Raw genomic sequence first — 22,914 nt, 5'->3', positions numbered from 1 at the left:
TGGATCTCCCTCTTTTTAATAAGAACTTATGCGACGAACGGCTTTTTCATTTTTATTAATCCATAAATATAATAGAAGATACTGCCTGTGATAAACATCAGAACCACAAAAAGAATGGATGTGCCCGAATCTCCCGTCCAACGGAAGAACAATCTGTAAATAAAGTAAACGGCAATAACGATGAGTGCGATTGAAGCTAGAACGCCGATAAATGGTACAATTGATAAAATGCCTAGCCCAATATAAATCAGCAAGAACATGAGTGCTTCTTTTTTGATTTCATCCAGGGAAGTTTTTGTGGAACCCAGTGCAAATAAGACATAGATGTTCAATACTGGAATCCAGGACCAAAAGGCGATTTCACCTAATCCATTTGTTTTGGCACTGTAATAATAGATAAGAGCGGTAATAATATAGCCTGCTATTGCGAAAATGATTGTTGCAATGATTATCGTCACGAACAGTCCGCCAAAAAGCACATCATAATCGCTTGGCGTGTAACCATAACTATTCATCTACAACCCTCCTTTGTTGAAAATCATCTTATTATATGTAAGGACGTTAGCGTTTAAGCCAATTCTGTCCTGCGCAATAAATAAGATGGTTTTAAAATGTAAGTAAGTTTCTCCCTTTCATTATAAGCAATACATGTGTCAAAGTGTATTAACCATTTGTTAATTTAAGACAACAGGAAAAAGTTACTCTATTCTTTCTAGTAAATCACTCCTATCTTTCTACTAATCTGCCAAAATTGGAGAAAAATATGATAACATTCTAGTTATTATTACATTTTTCTACACATTGGAGTGAATACATTTGGCAAAAAAATTAGGAATGATCGTAGCATCTTTCATTCTCTTGCAATTTTCGTTTCATTTCTCGACCGCCTCAGCCTCGGATTTTAATAATAAGGTAGCCGAAGAGAAACTCGAAGTTTCCCCTGGTGTTACCCATCTCGAACGCAAATACCAATCCAGCACGACCAAGCAAGTGGTGAATGTACTTGATGTGAATCTATCAAATACATATACAGAGCTGGAGCTTGGACTTCCAAATCCCATGAACTCCTTAAGAACAACATCTAGTTTGGCAAAATCCTATAGCACTCTTGGACATCGCGTTGTTGGCGCGGTCAACGCTTCCTACTTTTTAGGGAATGGCGTGCCAGCAAATCTATTGGCGCAGAATAACGAGATTATCAATTATGGTATTTTGGGAGAAGGAACAGAAAGTCCGACTCAAAATCCAATTGCTTTCGGTATTTCCAAAACAGGAAATGCAATCATTGATAGCTATATCACAGATTTGAACTTTACCGTTAATGGAAAGGAATATAATATTGATTTAATTAATAATGAACGTTCAGCAAATAAAACCGTGTTATATACCCCAGATCAAAAAACGACGAAAACCAACCAATGGGGTACAGAAATCGTCGTTTCTTCCGCAACTCAAAATACGGAAGATTTGCATTTTGGCGATCAATTTTCCGGTGTTGTGTCAAAAGTAACAGCATTTAACACACCTGGGAATTCTACGATACCAACTGATGGTTTTGTCATCTCCGTTCAAAATAAAAAACTCGCAGATGAATTAGCTGCTTCCGTTTCGACAGGAGCAACGGTGGAAGTTGAGCTTTCAATCGATCCAAAATGGATGGATGCCGAATATATTATCGCAGCAGGACCATTGCTAGTTAAAGATGGCAGAACCAATATTTCAATGTCGAATTCTTCATTGTTTGCATCATCACGTTCGCCTCGTACAGCCGTGGCGGTGGATTCTACTGGCAAGCGAGTATTTTTGGTAACAGTGGATGGCAGACAGGACGGGTACAGTAATGGAGCAACGTTGCCGGATCTTGCATCATACTTAATTTCGATGGGAGCAAACAATGCCATTAACTTGGATGGCGGCGGTTCCACAACAATGGTTGTTAGAGAGCCAGGCGGATATTACCCAACACTAGTGAACCGGCCTTCCGATGGCAGTGAAAGAAGAGTTTCAGCTATTCTTCAGGCGGTAAACACTGCGCCACAAGGAACATTAAAATCGATGACACTAGGCAATATTCCAAGCGAGGTTGTGAAGGGTTCCACTATCTCCTTGTCAGTTAAAAGTGCCTACGACCAATACTTGAATCCAGTAGAAATCGATTCTTCTAAAGTAAAATGGTCAGTCGAAGGAAACATTGGAACAGTGAATGGATCAACGTTCACAGCGACTGCAAGTGGGCAAGGAAAGATTATCGCCGAGTATGAAGGCTTAAAAGTTTCCAAGTCTATTAAAGTAATCAATGTAGAAGATACAATCGTATTAGATAACTTTGACAATGCAGCAAACTGGTCTTCAACAGCTGCTAAAGCGACAGCCTCCATTAGTTCGGCGTCGGAGCCTGTAAAAGAAGGAAAGGCGAGTTTGAAATTGAACTATGACTTTTCTACTTCTGAAACCGGCACAAAAGCAGCGTATGCTGTGGCCAAAACGCCAATTGCCATCACAGGAAAACCGAAAACAATCGGTTTATGGGTATATGGCGATGCCGCAAATCATTGGCTCCGAGGCATGATAGTGGACGGAGCTGGTACAAAGCATGCCATTGATTTCACGGAACAAGGCGGATTGAATTGGAGTGGCTGGAAGTATGTCGCTGCGGAAGTACCATCAACGGTAGAATTGCCAATTAAATTTGACCGCATTTATGTAACAGAGCCAACAGCATCCAACCAAAATAAAGGCGTTCTTTACTTTGATGGACTGCAAGCGGTTTATGTGGACGATTATGCTGGACAACCATCTAAACCGGAACAACCATCTAATCCAGAACCATCTTTTTCAGATGTAAGTAAAAGTCATTGGGCTTATACCGCGATTAATTACTTGAATCAAGAAGATTTAATCAAAGGATATACAGACGGCACATTTAAGCCAAGCAATAATATTACGCGTGCGGAAGCAGCGACGATTATTGCGAGAGAATTGGATTTAAGTTCGACAAAATCGTCAAGTTTCACGGATGTGAGCAAAAACCATTACGCATATGCAGCAATTGCAGCGGTAGAAGAGAAGGGCATTATTAACGGACGATCACCAGGGAAATTTGACCCGAATGGCAAATTGACTCGCGCGGAAATGGCGGCGATTTTAACAAGAGCTTACAATCTGACGGGTACGGGCAAAATTCCATTCACCGATGTGAAACCGAATCATTGGGCATACCCTTACATTCAAACGTTATATGCCAATGACTTGGCTGGCGGCTTTGCCGACAATACGTACAGACCAAACGACAATATTAACCGTGCCCAGTTTGCAACATTTATGTATCGTATTTTGAATCGATAGTTTTAAAGGAGCTTATCTTGAAATTGACTTTCAAGATAGGCTTTTTTGTTTTTAGAAGAATGGAGCAATTTTGAATAAGCCATTTTTCTGTAATTTGACTCGTGGACTGAGAACCGCTAGAACAACGGGATTGAGTCCATGAGATAGGTGTTCATGGACTGAAGCCAGGCAAATAAGCGACAGCGAGTCTTTGAGAGAGGCACTCATGGACTGAACCAGTTCAAAACAGCGATAGAGAGTTCCCGAGAGAGGTGCTCGTGGACTGAAGCCAGGCAAATAAGTGGCAGCGAGTCTTCGAGAGAGGTGCTCACGGACTGAGAACAGGCAAAACACCGATAATGAGTCCCTGAAAAAGCCCCCCCATCCAAATCAAAAAAACACAACCCAGGCAAAAGGCCAGAGTTGTGCTTTACAAAAGCTATTTATTTCGTTTCGATATAAACTGCAACAGGGAGATTGCTTCCGCCTGCATGCATGAATTCCAGGTGAATGGTATCGGTTGCGCCAGTCACCAAGTATTCCGGAAGTTCGACGTATTCCGTACCTACTTTGATGGTTGGAACGATGAAGACCTTGTCATTCATTTTCACGACGCCGCTATACGAGCCGCCACGGCCTGCAATTTTCAGCTTCACCGTTTTGAAAGAGCCGGATGGGTTGGCAATCGGAATGTCCACTTTATAGGTTACCCCGAAGTGGCCTGGATTTCCCACTGCTCCATTCACTGTTGATAGAGAATTTTCGGCTGTTTGAAGGTGATCTGTTTTGCCATTTGAGATATTGTATCCGACCATTGGTGTATCCATCGTGTAAGTCGGCAACTCTGCCTTAATGGTTGAGCCAGGCCAAACTCCTCTAGGATGTGCGTTGTATGGATCAATTGGAACAGGATCCGAATGAATCGCCGTTAACTGATCATCGACTTTATTAATCACTGTGCGAATTGTGTATTGCGCTTTTTCGCTGTTTGACGCTTGAATATCCAAATCATGCAGGAAACCGACAATATTTCCTTGTGCGAGTTGGTAAGCTTCAATGACTTTTGTTTCGCCTGGAGCAATAGTGATGCCTTTGCTGTCAGATGCTTTGAAGTTGTCATTAAGAACCACATCCGCAATCGGTACACCAATATCATATTTGATTGCCGTTTGTCGATTGACTTTTGAAACGCCTTCAGAGTTAACGATTCTTAAAGTTGCGTTTTCAGATGTATTTTGAACTGTAATTCCAATTGTTGCGGCATTTTCCAGGTTATTTACATGCCAACCAAAAATGCGGTATTCTTTTAAAGCATTATTTGTGTCTACTTTATATTCACTCAATGTAGCCGTATCTGTCGGAACAAGAGATGGCGTCAAGTTTTCGGGATTATCGCTCACGATCAATGTGCGCTCTCCTTCATAACTGGCGGATGGCACAAATTGAGGAACCATCAAACTTCCGTACTGCTTACCTAGAATTTGACTGCTAAATAGGTAATCATTGATATAGACATATAATTCGTTGTTGTCTCGATAATAGCGAACGCTGCCGCCATTTTCCAAGCTATTGACAATTAGATTGACTGGAACATACATTTCGCCTGACTGAATGAAAGGCTTTTCGCTCACAGTCAACGGGATGCCGTCAACATAAATCTCGTTGCTTCCGTTCGTAAACATAAAATTAGTACTAGCTACCTGCAATTCCATCACATCTTCTGAAAGCCATAATGAATAGGCGTTTTCTAGATAATTCTCGAAATACTTTGCAGGAATGTATAAGCGCCCATTTCGATTGATGAATGGCTTGTCCATGATTAGCTTTGTACTATTCATATGTAAGATATAATCGACTTTGGGTGTCTCGGTTACCGGTGGTGTTTCTGAACCAGTACCATCATCCGAGTCCGTTAGGTTGATTGTTACGCTTTGCGCGGCTTGGTTCCAGATAACTTGTCCATCCAGATTTTCACTCACAAAACGCAATGGAACGTAAGTGCGGTATTTATACATGATTGGCGCGACATTCATGGTTACCGAAGTTCCATCGACTAGTGCTCTTTTCGAATCAATCGTTAATGCAACAGAGCGCCCATTTTTATAACTCGTTGCTGTTTGCGATTGTTTGCTCCACGTTACTGTAGCTCCAATTGCTTCATAGAAATCCCTCATCGGCAAAAGAGTTGAACCGGATTGATTGAGGATCGGGTCGTTAAATTTAATGGTTTCTCCATTAATAATGATTTCGACATCATTTTTTACATACAAATTCTTTCCCACTTTCGTCGCAGCAGAAGCATCTGAATGAAAGGTAAGAAAACAAGCGACAAAGAAGGCACAACTTAGCGATAAAAATCTATACATTTCCACTTTCTCCTTATATTAATAGTATGGCACCATCATACCATACACCCAGCCAAGATTCGCAACTTATCTACAGAAAAAGAAATATTTTCCTCTAAAATGATGATATTTCGTCGATGTTTATAAAATTCTAGCGAAAAATGACAACTCTTTACTTTTCCCGCCAACTCGAAAAAGTAAACACGATAATGTGTGCTGATTCGTAAGGTGAACGTCGAAATATTACGTAGAATGCGACAGTTATATTACAGAAGTATTACAAAAAGGTAATTCAATCCTCACGAACACTGATTTATAGCCTATTTTCCTCTATTTTTCGTCGAGTTTATTTGCAATAAATCGTTACACAATTGAAAAATTACTATTCTATTTTTTATGTTAATCTTAACAAGTAGACAAATCAGGAAAGTGTTGTTTCCGAAGGGAGTATTTAACTATATGAAGAAGAAATGGTTATTGCCTGTATTCGCATCATTTATGTTATTTACAGGTTTCTATAATACAGATCAAGCCGAAGCGGCTACAAATAAAGAATTAACAAGCACTGCTTATCAATATATCGGGGTTCCATATTCATGGGGAGGTACGACAACAAACGGTTTTGATTGCTCAGGTTTTGTGCAAAGAGTGTACAAAGATCTTGGAATCAACTTAAGTCGTACTACGAAAACACAATACAAGGAAGGTTCTGCTGTTTCGAAAAGTAATTTAGAAACTGGCGACTTAGTGTTCTTTAACACTTTCGGTAGCGGTGTATCTCACGTGGGGATTTATGTAGGAAATGGCGACTTTGTCCATGCATCAAGCAGCAAAGGTGTAACTGTCTCTGGCCTTAACGAGCCGTATTGGGCAAATCGTTATATCGGCGCAAGACAAATTGCGGAATTTAATAATGAAGTAAAGGCAGTTGCCAAGGCAAAAGCAGAGGTGAAATCGGCTGCAATCGACTTCTCGGTCATCGCTTCTCGTGCAGAAGTAGCTAACCAACTTGCACAGGCACTAAACCTGGATACAACTGACACAGCAACTACATTCACTGATGTAAAATCAACAAGCAATTACGCGGGTGCTGTCAACGCACTTAATAAATTAGGCATTTTTGAAGGTGATGAAAACGGGAAGTTTAATCCAAACTCACCAATTACACGTGCAGAAATCGCAAAAGTTTTAGTTCTTTCATTCGACTTGCAATTACAAGGCAATCCATTGACATTCACTGATGTGAAAAAAGGCAACTGGGCTTATGAATATGTAAGTATTTTAGCTTCGAACAAAATTACAGTTGGCATGGGCAACGGACAATTCGGTGCACAAGATTATGTGACGTTAACTCAATTGGATGCATTTATCCATCGTGCCATCAACCAATAATACATAGAATATCAGCAAAGGGGGGGATTTCGTATCCCTCTCTTTTTCTGTGTAAAAATTTTCGTAAACAGGTATACTTTACATAGTAATCTATGATATTCTCCAATTGATTATGCGAAAAACTTAAAATCTATTTTCGAAAGTTGTTATTAATTGAATTCCCAAATTCTAAACTATTAAACCTCTATGAAACTTTTTTTGTGCTAAAATAAATTATTACTTTTGATGTTAATGGAGGGGATGTTTGGTAGTTTGGAATTGCCAAGGAACAAAAGTATAAGGGGAAATGATATGAAGCGTCATTTATTGAAAATGTTATGTTGGGGTTTAATTTTTTTAATTGCCATCCACGGTCCAGCAATTGCGAGTGCAAATACAAAATTATACGAAGATGTTTCTCCGAATCATTGGGCCTATTCATCGATCTCAGTAATGAAAGAAAAAAATATTATGGACGAGGATTCCAAGGGGATGTTTGTTCCAAATCGGTCCGTTACTAGAGCCGAAGTGGTTTCACATATCTATCTTGCATTAAATCAAAGGAAAATCGGCCAGTCGAATTTTTCCTTCGAGGACGTTCCTAAAAATGCACCTTATCAAGAAGCATTATCTGCATTAACGGAGCTTGGGGTGATTGATCGGGCAAACAAGTTTTACCCGGATAAAAATGTTACGCGCGCTGAATTATCCAAGATGATTTCTATCGCATTCAATATTGTTGTAGATCAAAAGAATGCCGCGAAGTTCCGAGATGTATCTTCCAAACATTGGGCCAAAGATTATATTGAATCCATGGCAGATACGAATCTTATAAACGGAACGGCAAAAAATATTTTTCAACCGAATAATCGGGTAACAAGAGCACAAATTGCGGTTATTTTATATCGGACATTGCAGTTTAAAGATCAGTTGGCATCTTACAAAATTATTTATGATTACTTAAAAAAGGATTATGTTTCTACCATTAACGGCTTCCCGAAATGGACGAACAAAGCGATAGAATTGGTGAATGCAGAACGCAAAAAACAAGGGCTTTCCGCATTGAAAACTGATCAGCAATTAACGCAGTTAGCGGTCGTGAAAGCATCAGACATGATCGAGCATCACTATTTTGAGCACTATTCACCAAACTATGGAAATGCCTGGGATTTGGCGGGGGTATTCGATTACTCCTTTACAACAATCGGCGAGAACATCGCAAGAAATTATAAATCTCCTGAAACGGTAGTGGAGGCTTGGCTAAAATCGCCTTCCCACAAAAAGAACATCATGAACCAAAACTACACGAATATCGGCATTGCTTGCATGAAGAGCGACAATGGCGAATACTACTGGGTTCAACTATTCTCCAGTAAGTAAATAGTGCTACTAACGAAATCCGTCCTATTTTAATGGGCGGGTTTCTTTTTTTTTTGTGTAAAAGCTCTTGGGAGTTGGAACAGCATTTTGAAAGAGCTTGTTAAAAGCAGTTCATATGAGCGATGAAAGTCTTTGAAGAACAAAGTGTTTGTCAGATACATTTCATTAGAAAGATATGTGCATTTGATGGTAGAACTGCTCGGTGACTTTACCTAATTTGAGTATAAAGTGCATATTAAAAAATAAGAGCACTCTATTATACCTTAAAATGGTAATATATTACATTTTGTAATGTGTTTTTCAACTAAATCGGTGAAAAAGAGGAAATTTCGCTAAAAATAACTAGATTCTATAGTGAAATCAAGAATAATGGGATTTTTGAACTAATGGCAATAAGAATGTCGAATTTTGTCTTAAGCAATATTGATTAGTTTTTTAAACTTTTATGTGCCAAAAGTCTTTATCTATTCGATAAAATAGTATATAATTTTGTTAATGGATGGAATATATTATAAGAATTTAGCATTTTATAGATAAGGTGGAAATAGGTATATGGCACGTGGACGGAAAGTGAACTCGAATGGCGAAAGAAGTAAACAACTTTTGCGAGAAAAAGCGATTGAATTATTTTCAACAAAAGGCTATTATCAAACCAAAATCAGCGATATCGTCAAAGCTGCAAATGTAACGCAGCCGACTTTTTATTTATACTTTGAAAGCAAAGACTCATTATTTTTGGATTTAAATGAGCAATTTCAAACAAATTTGTATCAGAACATTGAAAATGTCGCAATTCAACATAATAGTCAAATGCCACAAGTTCTTCATTCTATATTTGAATATTTTCAGGAAAATCCTTTACTAACGAAAATTGGTCTTTATCAATCTGAACAATCCCATACGGTAAAAGAAAAGCTTGTTGAAATACTTGAACAAATCATACGTAAACAAGAGCAATTAAGCGATCACCTGGACCCGCATATTATCGCAGAATGTTTAGTGGGCTCGATTGAGCGTGTCACTTTGACGCTGCTATTTGCTAAGCACAAAACGGTGGAAGAGCTTGTCGATCAATTGGTTTCTATTTATTATAATCAAACGAATAAGGTTGCTTTTCTTGTATAAAAAGAAAGCCCAAGTCAATGAACGTTTGTCTGTTCATTGACTTGGGCTTTTTTACTTTTGAACCGTAATTTTTAGGTGATTTCCGGTTTTCATTGCTTTCCCTTTTGCATCTTTGATTTTTGGTTCGATAATCAAGATGTATTCGCCGCCTTTATCAAGTGGGGCAGTTGGGGTTACAAATAATTGTTTGCCAACAGCTTTTAAGGTAATATCCACTTTTCCGCCGCCAAGCTGTACTAACTTGACAGCCCCCGGATCCACCTTTTCATGAATGGCTTTATTGAAGTTGACCGAGAACACTTTTGTCGTTGGGACGTTTTCCAGCGTTTTTAATTCCTTATAACGAGTGCCCAAGTTGTCTACTAAACTGTCATAATGGGCTTGATATAATGGATTTGATGTTGTAACAATATTGGGATTGACGCCAACCTCTTTTACAATTGTTCCTTTAGGGCCGAAAAATTCCCCCGTCGTCAGCTTTAGGATACTTCCATCGCTCAATTCAAAAAATGATTGCATCGTTCCTTTGCCATACGTCGGCTCGCCATAAAGAATGGCTGATTGTTGATCTAGCAGTGCTGCAGCCGTCATTTCGGACGCACTTGCACTAAAACCGTTGACTAATAAGCGCGTTTTTGTTGGGAATGTAACACTCTGTTGAACAGCACGCACTAATCCTGATTTTGTCGATAATTTCACCTTGTAGGCATATGTAGCGCCAGGGAACATGCCGATCAGTTTTTCGGCAGTTAACACATAGCCGCCGCCGTTGTTTTGAAGGTCCACAATAAAAGAAGTGGCTCCTTGGTTTAAGAGACCTTTATACGCTTCGGCCACTTGGTCAGCGGCATTTTCGGCAAAAGTGCTAACAGCAATATAGCCTACATTCCCGTAAAGAAGTTTAGAATCCACAATAGGCAATGAAAACGAGCGGCGTTGAATTTGTTGCTTCTTGGTTTTTCCGTTTGTTTTCAATAGTTCTAATTCCACAATGGTATTTTCTTCACCCATAATCAATGACTGGGCTTCTTCCATACTCATAGTGACCGTCGATTGGCCGTTGATTTTCGTGATAATATCGCCAGCTTCAATGCCAGTTTTCACAGCACTGCCATTTTCAATTACGTTTACAATTAATATTCCTTTTTCATGCTTTTGTATAATTATTCCAATACCAACCGATTCATTTTCAATAGATTGGATGAAAGCTTCATATTCTTCCTTTGTGAAATAGTCCGAATAAGGATCGAGCATCGCGATTACTTGATCAACTGTGGTGGCATTATTTACATCGCCCTTAATCTCTCCTACATACTCGCTTCTGACAATCGATTTGACATCATCCAAAATCGAAGCATAGGTATTAATGGGGAGGATGAGCAGCAGCAACATCGTTAAAAATATTGCCAGCGTCTTTTTCATATGGAAAACCCCTCTATTTTTTAATATAACCATTATATACCTTTCAAACCATTAAACTAGTAGAAGTTTGATAAATTTAAGTGAAAAGATTGTCATAATTAATCAAATTCGCCTTGGCGTATTTATGTCCAGATTTTATCCAGCCTGCTCGATAAAGTGCCTTTAAAAATCTGTGACTTCCGCTGGAGGCTTTAGCTTCATTCAGCTGTGGTTTCAAGCATGCTAAAATGATAAATCTTTTATCTTCTTCAAACTTTTAAGAAAGCAGGGAAATTTGCTGAATGGAGCTAAAAAAACTCTTCCCCTGAATACGGGAAGAGTTTTAGAGTTTATTTTCTCATCAAATGGATAACCCAACCGATTGCCATGCCGACAATTGCCGGTAGGAGCCAGCCAAGACTTTGTTCATATAATGGTAAAATGCTTACCAGGTTCTCATACCAAGCGATTTCAAATCCGGCCGTTTTGATTCCATCGTATAAGCTGACAAGCGCTGTTGCGATTAACGCCAAGCTATAAACGATTGGTGCACGGTCGAAAAGTTGGTCGAATAATACCAAGAACATTAAAACAATTGCAATTGGATAAATGAACATTAATACCGGTAATGTAATCGCGATTAATGTAGATAATCCGAAGTTTGAGATTAACAAACTAAATAAAGAAAAAATAACAGCCAATAATTTATAAGAAAGGTTCGGGAATTGCTTTTTGAAAAACGTGGCATTGGCCGAAACCAAACCAACTGCCGTCGTAATACACGCTAAAATAATTACGGCTGATAAGATGATATTCCCAAAACCTCCGTAGAGCACACGTGCAGATGCTGCAATAATAGCGCCGCCATTGCCTAAATAGCCAATTGCATCTGTACTAGTTGCACCAATGTACTCAAGTGAAATATAAACAAAAGCTAAACCAAGTGCCGCAATAACTCCGGCGAAGATTGTCGTTTTCACTTGTTTTGCACGATCAGTAATTCCTTTTGCTTGTAAGGATTGTACGATGAGAATTCCGAATACTAGCGAAGCCAAAACGTCCATTGTTAAATAACCTTGGACGAAACTTTCTGAAAAGGCGTTTGTAACATAGACGCCATGAGGCTCGCCAAAATCGCCCATTGGTGTGATGAATGCTTTTAACGCAAGCAATGCAATAACGATCAATAATGCAGGTGTTAAAATTTTTCCAATCCGATCAACTAATTTAGTTGGGTTTAAAGATAGGTAAAGTACAATGCCAAAGAACACAACAGACGTTATAAATAACGGAACCCAGCTACCTTGCGCCGATTCAGATAAAAACGGAGCAATCCCAATTTCGTAAGTTACAGCTCCTGTTCTCGGAATGGCAAATAGTGGCCCGATGGATAAATAGACAACAGATGTGAAAATAAGACTGAATATTGGATGAATTCGATTCGCTACAATTTGCAAATCTCCGCCATTTTTCGCAACAGCAATAATCCCCAATAACGGCAACCCGACACCTGTAATTAGGAACCCGATGATGGACGGGATAAATTCAGTTCCCGCGTTCTGCCCTAATTCCGGTGGGAAAATGATGTTACCTGCTCCAAGGAATAATGCAAAAAGCATAAACCCTACAGCAAGATTTTCTTTAAAAAACTTCATAAAAAATTTCCTTTCTAATTGAAAAGTATAAAATTTCTAAATATTTAGTCGTGATGAGTGCCACACACAAGGATTGATTATAGCATACCCTTTTGTCGAATAAAATAGATAATTGATATTTTTTGCGACCAATTAATAGAAAAAATACTAGTTTCTAAGAAAAGTTTAATAGAATATTCTCTTAAATACAGTTATCATAAAAGTAAGAGATAAATAGGTTAGGGGGATTTTGAGAATGCGGCAGAAAAATAGGTTTCTTTTATTCAGTACAGCTGTGCTCGCAACATCGATTTTCGCAGCGCCCATTGCAGAGGCATCTACTTATACAGTAAATAAAGGCGATACCTTGGCCAAAGTTGCCAGAGAAAATAATTTAACATTAAAGCAAATCCGGGATTGGAATGGTTTGAAAAGCGATACGATTTACACTGGACAAAAACTGGCGGTACAAGAAACGAAGCTAACGACTAGTCAAGCAAAACCATTAAAACAAATCATCGCTAGCGCAAAAATGGTGGAACCAGCTAATTCTTATAAAGTGGCGAAAGGCGAGACGTTAACCAAAATTGCGAAAGCGTCGAATGTGACGGTTGCCAATCTGAAGAAATGGAACAACCTAAAAAGCAATGCGATTTATGTAGGACAAGTTCTGAAACTCAGTGAAGGAATAGACGATGCTTCTATTAAACAGTCGCCGGTTGCTAGGAAAAATGCAACATCCGCATCTAGTACATATAAAGTAGCAAAAGGAGATTCTTTAACCAATATCGCAAATAAACATGGTCTTACCGTAGCGCAATTAAAGAATTTAAACAATTTAACCTCCGATCTTATTTTTGTTGGGCAAGACATAAAAATAATAGAATCGGTGGATGAAGTGGAGTTTTCCACTCCTTTAAATCCAACGAAACTAAAAAACTCGGAACAAGTAATCCTGGAACAATTGGCAAAAGAAAAGGCAATTGCATCGAACCCGGCACGATCGGGACAAGCGCTCTACGCAAATGTACTGGAACTTGCCGATTCTTTAACGGGCACACCTTATGTTTTCGGGGGCAATACACCTGCCGGATTTGATTGCAGCGGTTTTGTGAAATATGTCTTTGCTAACGCAGGATTGGAAGTTTCCAGAAAAAGCAGCCTCGATTATTTTATGAACGATACAACGGCGGTCCAAAATCCGGTTCCCGGAGATGTGGTGTTCTTTAAAAATACGTATATAGAAGGCATTTCACATATGGGCATTTACCTGGGCGATGGACAATTCATCCACGCAGGAAACAGCGGCGTGCAAATTTCCAATCTTTCTTTTGATTACTGGTCTTCTAAATTTGTGGCATTTAAACGATTTAATGGAGTTTCATGATTTAGAAGGGGAGTTTTGGTAGAAGGATGGATATTACAGCTGAATAATGGTAGAAAACGCAGGAACGAAAATACATTTCTGCGTTTTTCGTTGTGGAAATATGCGTTTCTATGTAGCCTTTTTAGAGAAATTGCCGTGGCAAAGGGTATATACAGCGGTTGTATGTTACCTTTCTAATGAAATTCCGTAGTCCAAGGGCATTAATAGCACTTCTAAATAACCTTTGTAAACGAATTTCTATGGTAAAGGGAATATACAGCGCTTTTATGTAACCTTTCTAATATAATTTCGTAGTCAAGGGGCATTAATAGCGCTTCTATATAACCTTTTTAGCTGAATTCCTGTGTCAAAGGGAACACACAGCGCTTCTAAATTACCCTTCTAATATAATTCTGAAGTTAAAGGGAATTAACAACATTTCTATATAACCTTAATAAATAAAGTTCTAAATCAAGGAGCATTTAAAATTTGTAATGTTAGTTAATGGCACATCATTGCCAAAAAACACACAAAGAAGGGTGACCCCAAATTAGGATCACCCTTTCTAAAATACTTCCCCGTATAAAAGCCTATTCCTCAAACCTCGAGGCAGGACACTTACACTTTTTTAATTTTTCTGCGTCACTCTAGCACTCCAACGGGATAGGTCGAAGTCGCCTTCTTGGATCAAGTCTTTCGGGAAGATGAATGTCCAAGGTTTTGTCGAGTTCGGTTGCACCGTTAGCACCGGGTTCAATCTAAATGAACCTTTTGCTACTAATTGGTTGTTGGCATCGACAATTTCAAGTGGAAGTTGTTCGATATTGATTGCTTTTGTATTGCCATTTCGAATAAAGATGGAAGTAACCAAACTTTCATCTTCCTGGAATTTTGCTTGCAAGCCTGTAAAGTTTACTTCGTTTTTACCCAGCTTCGGTAAATCCTTTACAATATTCTTCAATACTTCTTGCTGTTCTTCAGGAAGTTGCTTTTTCCATGTTTCATCCAATTCAAGTTGGTGGCCTCTTAATGAAATGAGGTTGAACGCGATTTTCCAGCCTTCTTCCGGTACTTCATCCGCTGCGATTGTGCTTTTTTCAAACGTAAATACCCAAGGGCGCGCGCTTTTTGCCGGAATGGTTCCAAGGTCGGCAAAATTGAATGATTTGGAAGCCAATTGGCGGTTTTCTTTATCCAACAGCAATAATTCGATTTCCCCAAGCTGGATGCTTTGATTCAATGAAGAACGCACAAACGCTTTTACATTCCACGCTTTTGAATGAGGATCTTCTTCAATACTAATCGCCGCCAAGGACAACTGATTTGGTTTTAATGGTGATAGTTCGTTCGCTAAAAAGCTGAAAATATATTTTTGTTCTTGCGGCACTTCCCAGTCAGGATGGAAAGAAAGCTTTGTTTCAACAAGTTCTGTTTCATTTGCATTAGACTCTTGTCCAAGTTCCTTTGAATCGATGGCACTATCTGTACCGACTTTATCTGTCTTTTTAAAAAATGAAAATAATCCCATTATGCTTCCTCCTCCGTATTATGCAGCGATTTCATAAATCCGACTAATTCTCTCACGATGGAACGGCGAAGCTCCTGATAGTTTTTACCGAAGAGTTCAAGCCCTTCTCTTTGGTAGATGCGCATTGGATCTTCCTGCTGGTATTGGCGCAGTCCAATTCCTTCTTTTAAGTGTGTCATTTGCTCCAAATGGCGGACCCACATGCTGTCAATATAAGATAACATGACGCGCGGCACAATTTGCATGACTTGTTCGTTTTGTTCAAAACCTTCAATTGTTTCGATGAGTTCATCCACTGAAGGCTGGACAGATTCCAAAATGCGTTTTACTTTCACTTCATTTCGGTCAATTGAAACAGGTGTTAAGAATAGGGAATTTACCGTGTTTTCCATTCCATCGAAATTCCACTCTGTAGGGTTTAGCTCTTCCGGTGCATTGTCCCTGATGGCGAAGTCAACTGTTTCATTTAGCATCGTTTTTAATTGGCCAATTAAATCTTCGCGTTTTAACACGCTATCGCGAAGGTTATAGATAACACGGCGTTGATCGTTAATTACGTCATCCAATTTCAAGTTGTATTCGCGCATCGAGAAATGAGCGCCTTCTACAATGCGTTGCGTACGGTCTACCAATTCAAGTACTTCTTTGTTTTGAATCAGCCCTGACTCATCGGTAACCTTTTTCTTTTGGAATTTTTCTACATCTTCCTCCGCAAAACGTCGGAACATATCGTCCTCAAGAGAGAGGATGAATCGGCTTTCCCCAGGGTCGCCTTGACGCCCGGATCGACCGCGCAATTGGTTGTCCACTCGCCGGCTTTCATGCTTTTCGGTTCCGATCACATAAAGACCGCCCAATTCGTCTACACCTTCGCCAAGCGTAATATCGGTTCCGCGCCCAGCCATGTTGGTTGCGACCGTAATTCGTCCTTCTTGGCCGGCTTGAGAAATGAGTTCCACTTCTTGCTCAACAGTTTTTGCATTGAGCAGCTGGTAGGATAACTTATATTTATCCAAATAGCTTGCCACTGTCTCGGATTGCAGGATGGAAGTGGTACCAATCAAGATTGGTTGACCTTTTTCATGCCGAGCCTTTGCTTCTTTTGCAACATAATCGTATTTTTGCTCTTTCGTTTCGAAAACTAAATCTTGTTGGTCGATTCGAATTTTCGGACGGTTTGTTGGAATTTGAATAACACTCATTCCATACACATCAAGAAATTCTTTTTCTTGCGTTTTGGCAGTACCAGTCATACCTGATAATTTCGGGTACATACGGAAGTAGTTCTGAATCGTAATTTGAGCCTGCGCTTTATTTTCTTCCGTAATGGTTACGCCTTCTTTAGCCTCAATTGCTTGGTGCAAGCCGTCTGACAGTGAACGGCCCTCCAAGATACGTCCCGTGAACATATCCACTAATTCGATTTTATCGTCTTTGACTATGTAATCTACGTCGCGCTCAAACATCACATGTGCTCTCACTGCTTGAATGACAAAGTGGTATAATGTTTGGTGCTCCAAATCGTATAAATTATCAATGCCAAAAGCCGCTTCTACCTTCTCAATTCCTTTTTCAGTTAAGGAAGTTGCTTTTGTTTCAGGATCAAAATCATAATCCTCATCTTTTTTGAAGCGTTTTGCCAATCTTGCCGCGATATGGTGGAAATCTTCGTTGGAAGACATTTTTCCTGCGATGATTAACGGTGTTTTAGCTTCGTCAATCAATACCGAATCCACTTCGTCAATAATGGCAAAGTGATAAGGGCGCTGAACTTTGTCTCCAATTGAACTGGCCATATTATCGCGAAGATAATCGAAACCAAATTCTGTTCCTACTCCATACGTAATGTCGGCGTTATAAGCAACTTTTTTCTGGTTTGGATCCATCATTGGCACATTCAAGCCAACAGTTAAGCCAAGGAACTGATGGATTTGTCCGATTAACTCAAAGTCACGCTTTGCCAAGTAATCATTCACGGTAATTACGTGGACGCCTTTTCCTTCCAGTGCACGGACGTACGAGGGCAGGGAAGCCACCAATGTTTTCCCTTCACCGGTTGGCATTTCGGAAATATTCCCCTCGGTCAGCACGAGGCCACCGATTAACTGGACATCAAAATGGCGCATGTTGAGTACGCGTTTGGCTGCTTCACGCACTACTGCGAAGGCATCCGGCACTATATTGGATAATTCTTCGCCATTCTGTAACCTTTCTTTAAACTCGAACGTCATATTTCTTAACTCATCATCTGTCATTGAGGAGTATGTTGATTCAAGTTGATTGATTTTGTCGACAATTTTATAATATCGTTTTAATTCTCGAAAACTTGTTTTTTCTTTGTTTCGATTAAAAATGGACAACATAATTTTCGCTCCTTTGGAAGTCGTCTAAAGGTACTAGACACTTAATTATTCTACCAAACTTTCCAAGGTATGACTACTTGCCATCGAGGAAAACTAAATGAAATAAAATCCGGTAAGGAAATTTATTTCCATATTCATCAAAACAGGTATTAGAATAGAGAGCTCCAAATTTAATCAATTTGTCTTAAATGTTCTTTTTTTGTAAACCGGAAAAGCTATATTTTCCTCAATGTTCATGCTATAATGATTGAGGTTTAAGGTGCAGATAACTATCTAACTAATTATTTTTTTGAGGAGGAGAGACATGCTTTACGTGTCTTTAATCGTGGCATTTATCGCTGCCATTCTTGTTACTCCACTTGTCAAACGGTTAGCATTCCGAATCGGTGCAGTAGACGCACCCAACTATCGAAAAGTACATTCGCGGATTATGCCCCGACTTGGTGGTTTAGCTATTTTTATTGCATTTATCATTGGACTAGCTGTTCTTAGACCAATGCCTGCTGTACAAAATGGAGATAATCCACTGTTCATTCCTTTAGCCATTGTATTAGGGGCTACGGTGATTGTCATTACGGGTATTCTGGATGACATGTACGAAATTTCAGCAAAAGCGAAAATGCTGGGCCAGTTAGTCGCGGCATGTATCATCGTCTTTTTAGGGGATATTCAAATCGGATTCATCAACTTGCCATTCGGTGGGGAATTGGATTTTGGATTTTTAAGTATTCCGTTTACCATTCTTTGGATTGTCGGGATTACAAACGCGATTAATTTAATTGATGGGTTAGATGGTCTTGCAGCTGGTGTATCTACCATTGCACTCATTACATTAGCTTTCATGGCCTTGATCATGGGCAATGTGTTCGTAGTGGCAACAGCAGCAATTTTAGCTTGCAGTACAATTGGTTTCTTATTCTATAATTTCCACCCAGCGAAAATCTTCATGGGGGACACAGGCGCTCTATTTTTAGGCTTTATGATTGCGGTTCTTTCCTTACTAGGATTTAAAGGAGTCACAATCTTTTCATTCATCATCCCTGTTATTATGTTGGGGGTACCGATTTCTGATACATTCTTTGCAATCGTTCGTCGCTATCGAAACAAGCAAAAATGGTCGGATCCGGACAAATCACACTTGCATCACCGCTTGCTCGACATTGGTTTCTCCCATAGACAAACGGTATTGATTATCTACGGAATTGCAGCAATGTTTGGGTTGGCAGCCATCATCTTCTCCATGGCAAAACTTTGGGGAGCGATTCTATTGGTCACAGTCATTCTAGTAGCGATTGAACTTTTCGTTGAAATCATCGGACTCGCCGGCAAGAACTATCGACCATTGATGAATCTGGCAAGAATCTTTAATAAACTTTAATTTCAATCAGAGAATTCTCTTTAAATAAAAAGCTACGACATCCAATCGTTTCTTAAAACGAAGTGATGTCGTAGCTTTTTTGATGTTTAAAATTCAGGAAAAGATGGTATATATTAAATGGTCGATTTTTTGTCAGGTTAGAAGAAAATCATAAAAAAAAATGTACACTTCAACTTTCGCTGAAATGTACATTTTATCATTCTATCTTGACGATGAAACCGCTTCTGGAGAATACGGCAATCCGGATGCGTTTTCGCTTGTGGATTGGCCTTCTGTTCCCGAGATATCCGAAGTATCAGGGATTAATTCAAGATGGGCTTGCAAGATATGTTTTGTTTCTTCCAAAGACTCTGTATCGAGTTGGTAATAATAAGTACCGGTAGATGTGTCATCATAGCCGTCCAATGTTAGGGAATCGATTTGTGGAACACCTTCCGTGAAATAGTTAATAAACGATTTCATTTCATCAAACGTCATGTCTGTTTTCATGTTAGTGCTGATGGCTTGAAGCACATCGTCATATTTTGTAATGGAAGATGCGGAAGCAGCCTTTTTCGCAATGGCTTCGATAATGTCTTGCTGGCGCTGGCCTCGCATAATATCGCTGTCATGCTTACGCGTACGGGCAAGGGAAAGTGCTTCTCTTCCGTCCAATTCCTGCAACCCTGGTTCTAGATAGATAGACTTGTTGTCGTTTTCGTCCATTTCATAAAAAGCATAAGGAATGTCAACATCTACTTCAATTCCGCCTAATGCATCGATTACATCGATAAAGGCATTAAAGTTCATGCGTACATAATAATCAACGGGAATTTCGAATAATTGTTCTACCGTTTCAATGGTAGCAAGCGTACCTCCATAGGCATGGGCATGCGTGATTTTATCGTTGTAGCCTACATATGGGATATAAACATTCGAATCACGAGGAATGCTAATCAGTTTTACGGTTTTTTCTTCATTATTCAACGTTGCCAAAATTAAAGCATCCGAACGGGAAGTTTCCGAGCCTTGAGCACGCTCTTCACTATCGTCAATTCCGACAAATAAAATCGAGACATTATCTTCGAGCGGTTTGACTGCGGCATCACGCAAGTCCGATCCGGCGCGCCCAATTTCTTCATACGACTGTTCCGCTGCTTTCTCCGCTTTTTTCGTTATGTATACGCCATACGCTGTCACACATAATAATAACGAGGCGGACAATACCAGAAGAACTTTTAAGACAAAAGAAAACTTTTTCTTTTTCTTCTTGTTCAAGTTATTAAGTTCTGATCTTTTCATTTAAACTCTCCTCTGAGTGGGAATATACTATTCTATTTATTGCTGGATGCTGTTTCAGGAAGCCGAACTTTTAAATAGAGCATCAGTGTTGTAATTTTCTTTAAAACCAAAATATTCGACAACTAGGCCAGTAAGTTTAATTATACTGTGTTGTCGAAAGACAGTAAAATATTATTTTAGTTTCATAGATTAAATTTTTTAAAAATTTATGTCAATAAAGAGAACTGCCTGTTTTGCAATGGAGTAGAGGAAGCCAGGAGGACTGTTTCCATGCCGCTTCCTCCATGTGAAAGTTGTCGATTGGATACGTTGGTACCCCTAAACCACAAACTCCACAAATTTTTTATCAATGCAAGCGATAGTTGCTTGGCCATTCGTTAGCTCGGTGATCCACTCTGTGAACTGTTCTTCTTCATCTTTTAAGACATCAACGATTACTTCCACTGCTTCGGCGTATTGGATTTCGCTTAAAGTGTAGTGGGAATTGCGCACTTCATTTTCCACTTTTCCAAGCCACGTGTAATCGATGGACACTTTCATGACATGATGCAGTTTTCGTTCGACTACCTGGGCTGCATCGATTCCTTCGGTTGTGGCTTTGCCATACGCGCGGATCAGCCCTCCGCCGCCCAGCTTGATACCCCCAAAATAACGAGTCACCACAACAACCGTATCTTTCAAGCCTTGTTTTTTTAATACCTCAAGCATGGGGACGCCTGCCGTTCCGCTCGGTTCCCCGTCGTCGTTCGCTTTTTGAATCTGATCATGTTCGCCAACCATATAACAAGAGCAGTTGTGTGTGGCGTTGGCGTGTTTTTTCTTGATGCTGTCTATAAATTCAATGGCCTCTTCTTCTGTCTCCGCTCGATTCACATAGGCAATAAAACGCGATTTTGAAATGACAATTTCTTTTTCGCCATAACCCTTAATTGTTTTATAGTCATTTCGCATTATTTCATCTCCTTAAAATTAAAAAGCCTTTAGTAAGATATTTGGTTAAATTTTTTTATAAAAATGCTATAATAGTAATGAACAATTACAGATACAGGTTTACCGCTTTTTTCTATTCTATATCTGCTGAAAGTAATAGATCATGCTTTATTTGAATGATTTGTTACAAAAGTGTAATCTGTTTAACACAAGTCTGACATCCAGACGCAATATCGCTATGGTGTAATTAAACATTATATATAATAATAACACCAATTGGATTGGGGTAAAGGTATGTTTTCAAATGAAAAAATCGATCTTGGCTCGCTTGATGTGATATTTAACCGAATGATTGAAACGATCACAAGTTCCAAAAGCGATATCTTCATTATTAGTGAACAGAGCCGCAACAGTTACGAAGAGATGAAAACGGAATTGGAACTCATCAAGCAGAGTATCAAACTGATAATAGATGAAAATGATGACTTGGAAAAAAGAACTAAATTGGCGAAGCAACGTCTGGTAGAAGTGAGTAAATACTTCAACAAATACTCCGAAGAGCAAGTTCGGGAAGCTTACGAAAATGCGAACGACCTTCAAATTAAACTTTCCTTGACACGTTCCGAAGAAAAGCGTTTGCGTGAAAAGCGCGATGATCTGGAACGCCGATTAAAAGCATTGTTCGATACCATCGAACGCGCCGAGCATATTGTCAATCAAGTCAATGTTGTGTTGAACTATTTAACAACGGATCTGAAAAACGTGCCGATTGCCTTGGAAAATGCAAAAATAAAGCAAGACTTTGGCATTAAAATTATTGCGGCGCAGGAAAAAGAGAGAAAGCGTTTATCCCGTGAAATTCACGATGGTCCGGCGCAGATGATGGCAAATGTCTTAATGCGCTCGAATTTGATTGAACGGACGTATAAGGAAAAAGGGATTGACGCGGCAATTCAGGAAATTGCCGAGTTGAAAACGACGGTTCGCAATGCATTATCGGAAGTAAGGCGAATCATTTATGATCTGCGTCCAATGGCTCTGGATGATTTGGGCATTGTGCCTACCTTGAAAAAATATCTTTCCACTGTGATGGAATATAACCCAGGTGTACATATTCATTTCCAGCCGGTTTGCGATGGAATGAGGTTGCCGACGGATTTTGAAGTTTCCATCTTCCGAATTGTCCAAGAATGCGTTACGAATGCCATCAAACATGGCAAGGCGCCTGATATTTGGGTGAAAATGGAGTGGCTCGAAAAAAATGTGAGTGTGCTCGTGAAGGATAATGGCTCCGGTTTTGATAAAATCAGTGTGAGGGAACAGTCTTTTGGCATTATCGGCATGAAAGAGCGAATCGATTTGCTAAAAGGCACGTTGAAAATACAAAGCAGCCCGGGAAGTGGGACGAGCATCTATTTCAACGTTCCATTACCTGAAAAAATAGAAAAAATAAAGACACATAATTAGGTGCAATTGTAGGGGGAAAAG

The 22,914-nt window shown here is 39.5% G+C and carries 15 protein-coding genes; 7 read left to right on the top strand and 8 right to left on the bottom strand.

Annotation, left to right across the window (positions count from 1 at the left end):
- Nucleotides 1-26: 26 nt before the first annotated feature.
- Nucleotides 27-515, bottom strand: a complete 489-nt coding sequence (locus tag D1B33_RS03690; RefSeq protein WP_118874970.1) for a hypothetical protein — start codon at nt 513-515, stop codon at nt 27-29.
- 301 nt (nt 516-816) lie between these two features.
- On the opposite strand from D1B33_RS03690, the gene D1B33_RS03685 reads away from it, so the two are divergent.
- A complete protein-coding gene (locus D1B33_RS03685; RefSeq protein WP_233549372.1) occupies nt 817-3,345 on the top strand; it encodes an S-layer homology domain-containing protein in 2,529 nt (842 codons plus the stop codon).
- Between the two features lie 422 nt (nt 3,346-3,767).
- Here the strand turns inward: D1B33_RS03685 and D1B33_RS03680 are convergent, their stop codons facing one another.
- Entirely contained in the window at nt 3,768-5,690 is a 1,923-nt protein-coding gene (locus D1B33_RS03680; RefSeq protein ID WP_118874969.1) for a stalk domain-containing protein, read from the bottom strand.
- Nucleotides 5,691-6,128: 438 nt separating this feature from the next.
- Here D1B33_RS03680 and D1B33_RS03675 point away from each other — a divergent pair, with 438 nt between their 5' ends.
- The 3 genes from D1B33_RS03675 to D1B33_RS03665 all read left to right on the top strand — a co-directional run bounded on the left by D1B33_RS03675 (nt 6,129) and on the right by D1B33_RS03665 (nt 9,545).
- Entirely contained in the window at nt 6,129-7,061 is a 933-nt protein-coding gene (locus tag D1B33_RS03675) for a C40 family peptidase (protein WP_118874968.1), read from the top strand.
- A gap of 291 nt (nt 7,062-7,352) precedes the next feature.
- Nucleotides 7,353-8,420, top strand: coding sequence for a CAP and S-layer homology domain-containing protein (locus tag D1B33_RS03670; protein ID WP_158582908.1), 1,068 nt, complete (start codon nt 7,353-7,355; stop codon nt 8,418-8,420).
- Between the two features lie 552 nt (nt 8,421-8,972).
- Nucleotides 8,973-9,545: a TetR/AcrR family transcriptional regulator gene (locus D1B33_RS03665; protein ID WP_118874966.1), complete on the top strand. Its 573-nt coding sequence runs from the start codon at nt 8,973-8,975 to the stop codon at nt 9,543-9,545.
- 51 nt (nt 9,546-9,596) lie between these two features.
- Here D1B33_RS03665 and D1B33_RS03660 read toward each other — a convergent pair whose 3' ends face one another.
- Nucleotides 9,597-10,967, bottom strand: a complete 1,371-nt coding sequence (locus D1B33_RS03660; protein WP_158582907.1) for a S41 family peptidase — start codon at nt 10,965-10,967, stop codon at nt 9,597-9,599.
- Nucleotides 10,968-11,296: 329 nt separating this feature from the next.
- Nucleotides 11,297-12,601: a branched-chain amino acid transport system II carrier protein gene (gene brnQ, locus D1B33_RS03655; protein ID WP_118874964.1), complete on the bottom strand. Its 1,305-nt coding sequence runs from the start codon at nt 12,599-12,601 to the stop codon at nt 11,297-11,299.
- 235 nt (nt 12,602-12,836) lie between these two features.
- Between brnQ and D1B33_RS03650 the strand changes: the two genes are divergently transcribed.
- Entirely contained in the window at nt 12,837-13,967 is a 1,131-nt protein-coding gene (locus tag D1B33_RS03650; RefSeq protein WP_118874963.1) for a C40 family peptidase, read from the top strand.
- 607 nt (nt 13,968-14,574) lie between these two features.
- On the opposite strand, the gene D1B33_RS03645 is transcribed toward D1B33_RS03650, so the two are convergent.
- Entirely contained in the window at nt 14,575-15,474 is a 900-nt protein-coding gene (locus tag D1B33_RS03645; RefSeq protein ID WP_118874962.1) for an accessory Sec system S-layer assembly protein, read from the bottom strand.
- Nucleotides 15,474-17,837, bottom strand: coding sequence for an accessory Sec system translocase SecA2 (gene secA2, locus D1B33_RS03640; RefSeq protein WP_118874961.1), 2,364 nt, complete (start codon nt 17,835-17,837; stop codon nt 15,474-15,476). Before secA2 ends, D1B33_RS03645 begins: the two co-directional genes overlap by 1 nt.
- Before the next feature lie 304 nt (nt 17,838-18,141).
- Here secA2 and D1B33_RS03635 point away from each other — a divergent pair, with 304 nt between their 5' ends.
- On the top strand, nt 18,142-19,215 hold the full coding sequence (locus tag D1B33_RS03635) for a glycosyltransferase family 4 protein (RefSeq protein ID WP_118874960.1): 1,074 nt from the start codon (nt 18,142-18,144) through the stop codon (nt 19,213-19,215).
- Nucleotides 19,216-19,416: 201 nt separating this feature from the next.
- On the opposite strand, the gene D1B33_RS03630 is transcribed toward D1B33_RS03635, so the two are convergent.
- Together D1B33_RS03630 and D1B33_RS03625 are read right to left on the bottom strand one after the other, a co-directional pair.
- Nucleotides 19,417-20,496, bottom strand: a complete 1,080-nt coding sequence (locus D1B33_RS03630) for an LCP family protein (protein ID WP_118874959.1) — start codon at nt 20,494-20,496, stop codon at nt 19,417-19,419.
- Between the two features lie 318 nt (nt 20,497-20,814).
- Entirely contained in the window at nt 20,815-21,447 is a 633-nt protein-coding gene (locus D1B33_RS03625) for a YigZ family protein (RefSeq protein WP_118874958.1), read from the bottom strand.
- 273 nt (nt 21,448-21,720) lie between these two features.
- Between D1B33_RS03625 and D1B33_RS03620 the strand changes: the two genes are divergently transcribed.
- Complete coding sequence (locus tag D1B33_RS03620; RefSeq protein ID WP_118874957.1) at nt 21,721-22,893, top strand: sensor histidine kinase; 1,173 nt, start codon at nt 21,721-21,723, stop codon at nt 22,891-22,893.
- Nucleotides 22,894-22,914 lie beyond the last annotated feature (21 nt).

The organism is Ureibacillus yapensis, assembly GCF_003515775.1.
Taxonomy (GTDB): domain Bacteria; phylum Bacillota; class Bacilli; order Bacillales_A; family Planococcaceae; genus Ureibacillus; species Ureibacillus yapensis.
Note: the sequence above shows the minus strand (reverse complement) of the source record. Positions and strands in the feature narration are given on the sequence as shown.

Bases quoted from the DNA above. Each gene is read 5' to 3' on its own strand.
- D1B33_RS03645 (WP_118874962.1), bottom strand. From the start codon at position 15,474: ATGGGATTATTTTCATTTTTTAAAAAGACAGATAAAGTCGGTACAGAT.
- D1B33_RS03675 (WP_118874968.1), top strand. From the start codon at position 6,129: ATGAAGAAGAAATGGTTATTGCCTGTATTCGCATCATTTATGTTATTT.
- D1B33_RS03660 (WP_158582907.1), bottom strand. From the start codon at position 10,967: ATGAAAAAGACGCTGGCAATATTTTTAACGATGTTGCTGCTGCTCATC.
- D1B33_RS03680 (WP_118874969.1), bottom strand. From the start codon at position 5,690: ATGTATAGATTTTTATCGCTAAGTTGTGCCTTCTTTGTCGCTTGTTTT.
- D1B33_RS03620 (WP_118874957.1), top strand. From the start codon at position 21,721: ATGTTTTCAAATGAAAAAATCGATCTTGGCTCGCTTGATGTGATATTT.
- D1B33_RS03670 (WP_158582908.1), top strand. From the start codon at position 7,353: ATGAAGCGTCATTTATTGAAAATGTTATGTTGGGGTTTAATTTTTTTA.
- D1B33_RS03635 (WP_118874960.1), top strand. From the start codon at position 18,142: ATGCTTTACGTGTCTTTAATCGTGGCATTTATCGCTGCCATTCTTGTT.
- D1B33_RS03665 (WP_118874966.1), top strand. From the start codon at position 8,973: ATGGCACGTGGACGGAAAGTGAACTCGAATGGCGAAAGAAGTAAACAA.
- brnQ (WP_118874964.1), bottom strand. From the start codon at position 12,601: ATGAAGTTTTTTAAAGAAAATCTTGCTGTAGGGTTTATGCTTTTTGCA.
- D1B33_RS03650 (WP_118874963.1), top strand. From the start codon at position 12,837: ATGCGGCAGAAAAATAGGTTTCTTTTATTCAGTACAGCTGTGCTCGCA.
- D1B33_RS03630 (WP_118874959.1), bottom strand. From the start codon at position 20,496: ATGAAAAGATCAGAACTTAATAACTTGAACAAGAAGAAAAAGAAAAAG.
- D1B33_RS03690 (WP_118874970.1), bottom strand. From the start codon at position 515: ATGAATAGTTATGGTTACACGCCAAGCGATTATGATGTGCTTTTTGGC.
- secA2 (WP_118874961.1), bottom strand. From the start codon at position 17,837: ATGTTGTCCATTTTTAATCGAAACAAAGAAAAAACAAGTTTTCGAGAA.
- D1B33_RS03625 (WP_118874958.1), bottom strand. From the start codon at position 21,447: ATGCGAAATGACTATAAAACAATTAAGGGTTATGGCGAAAAAGAAATT.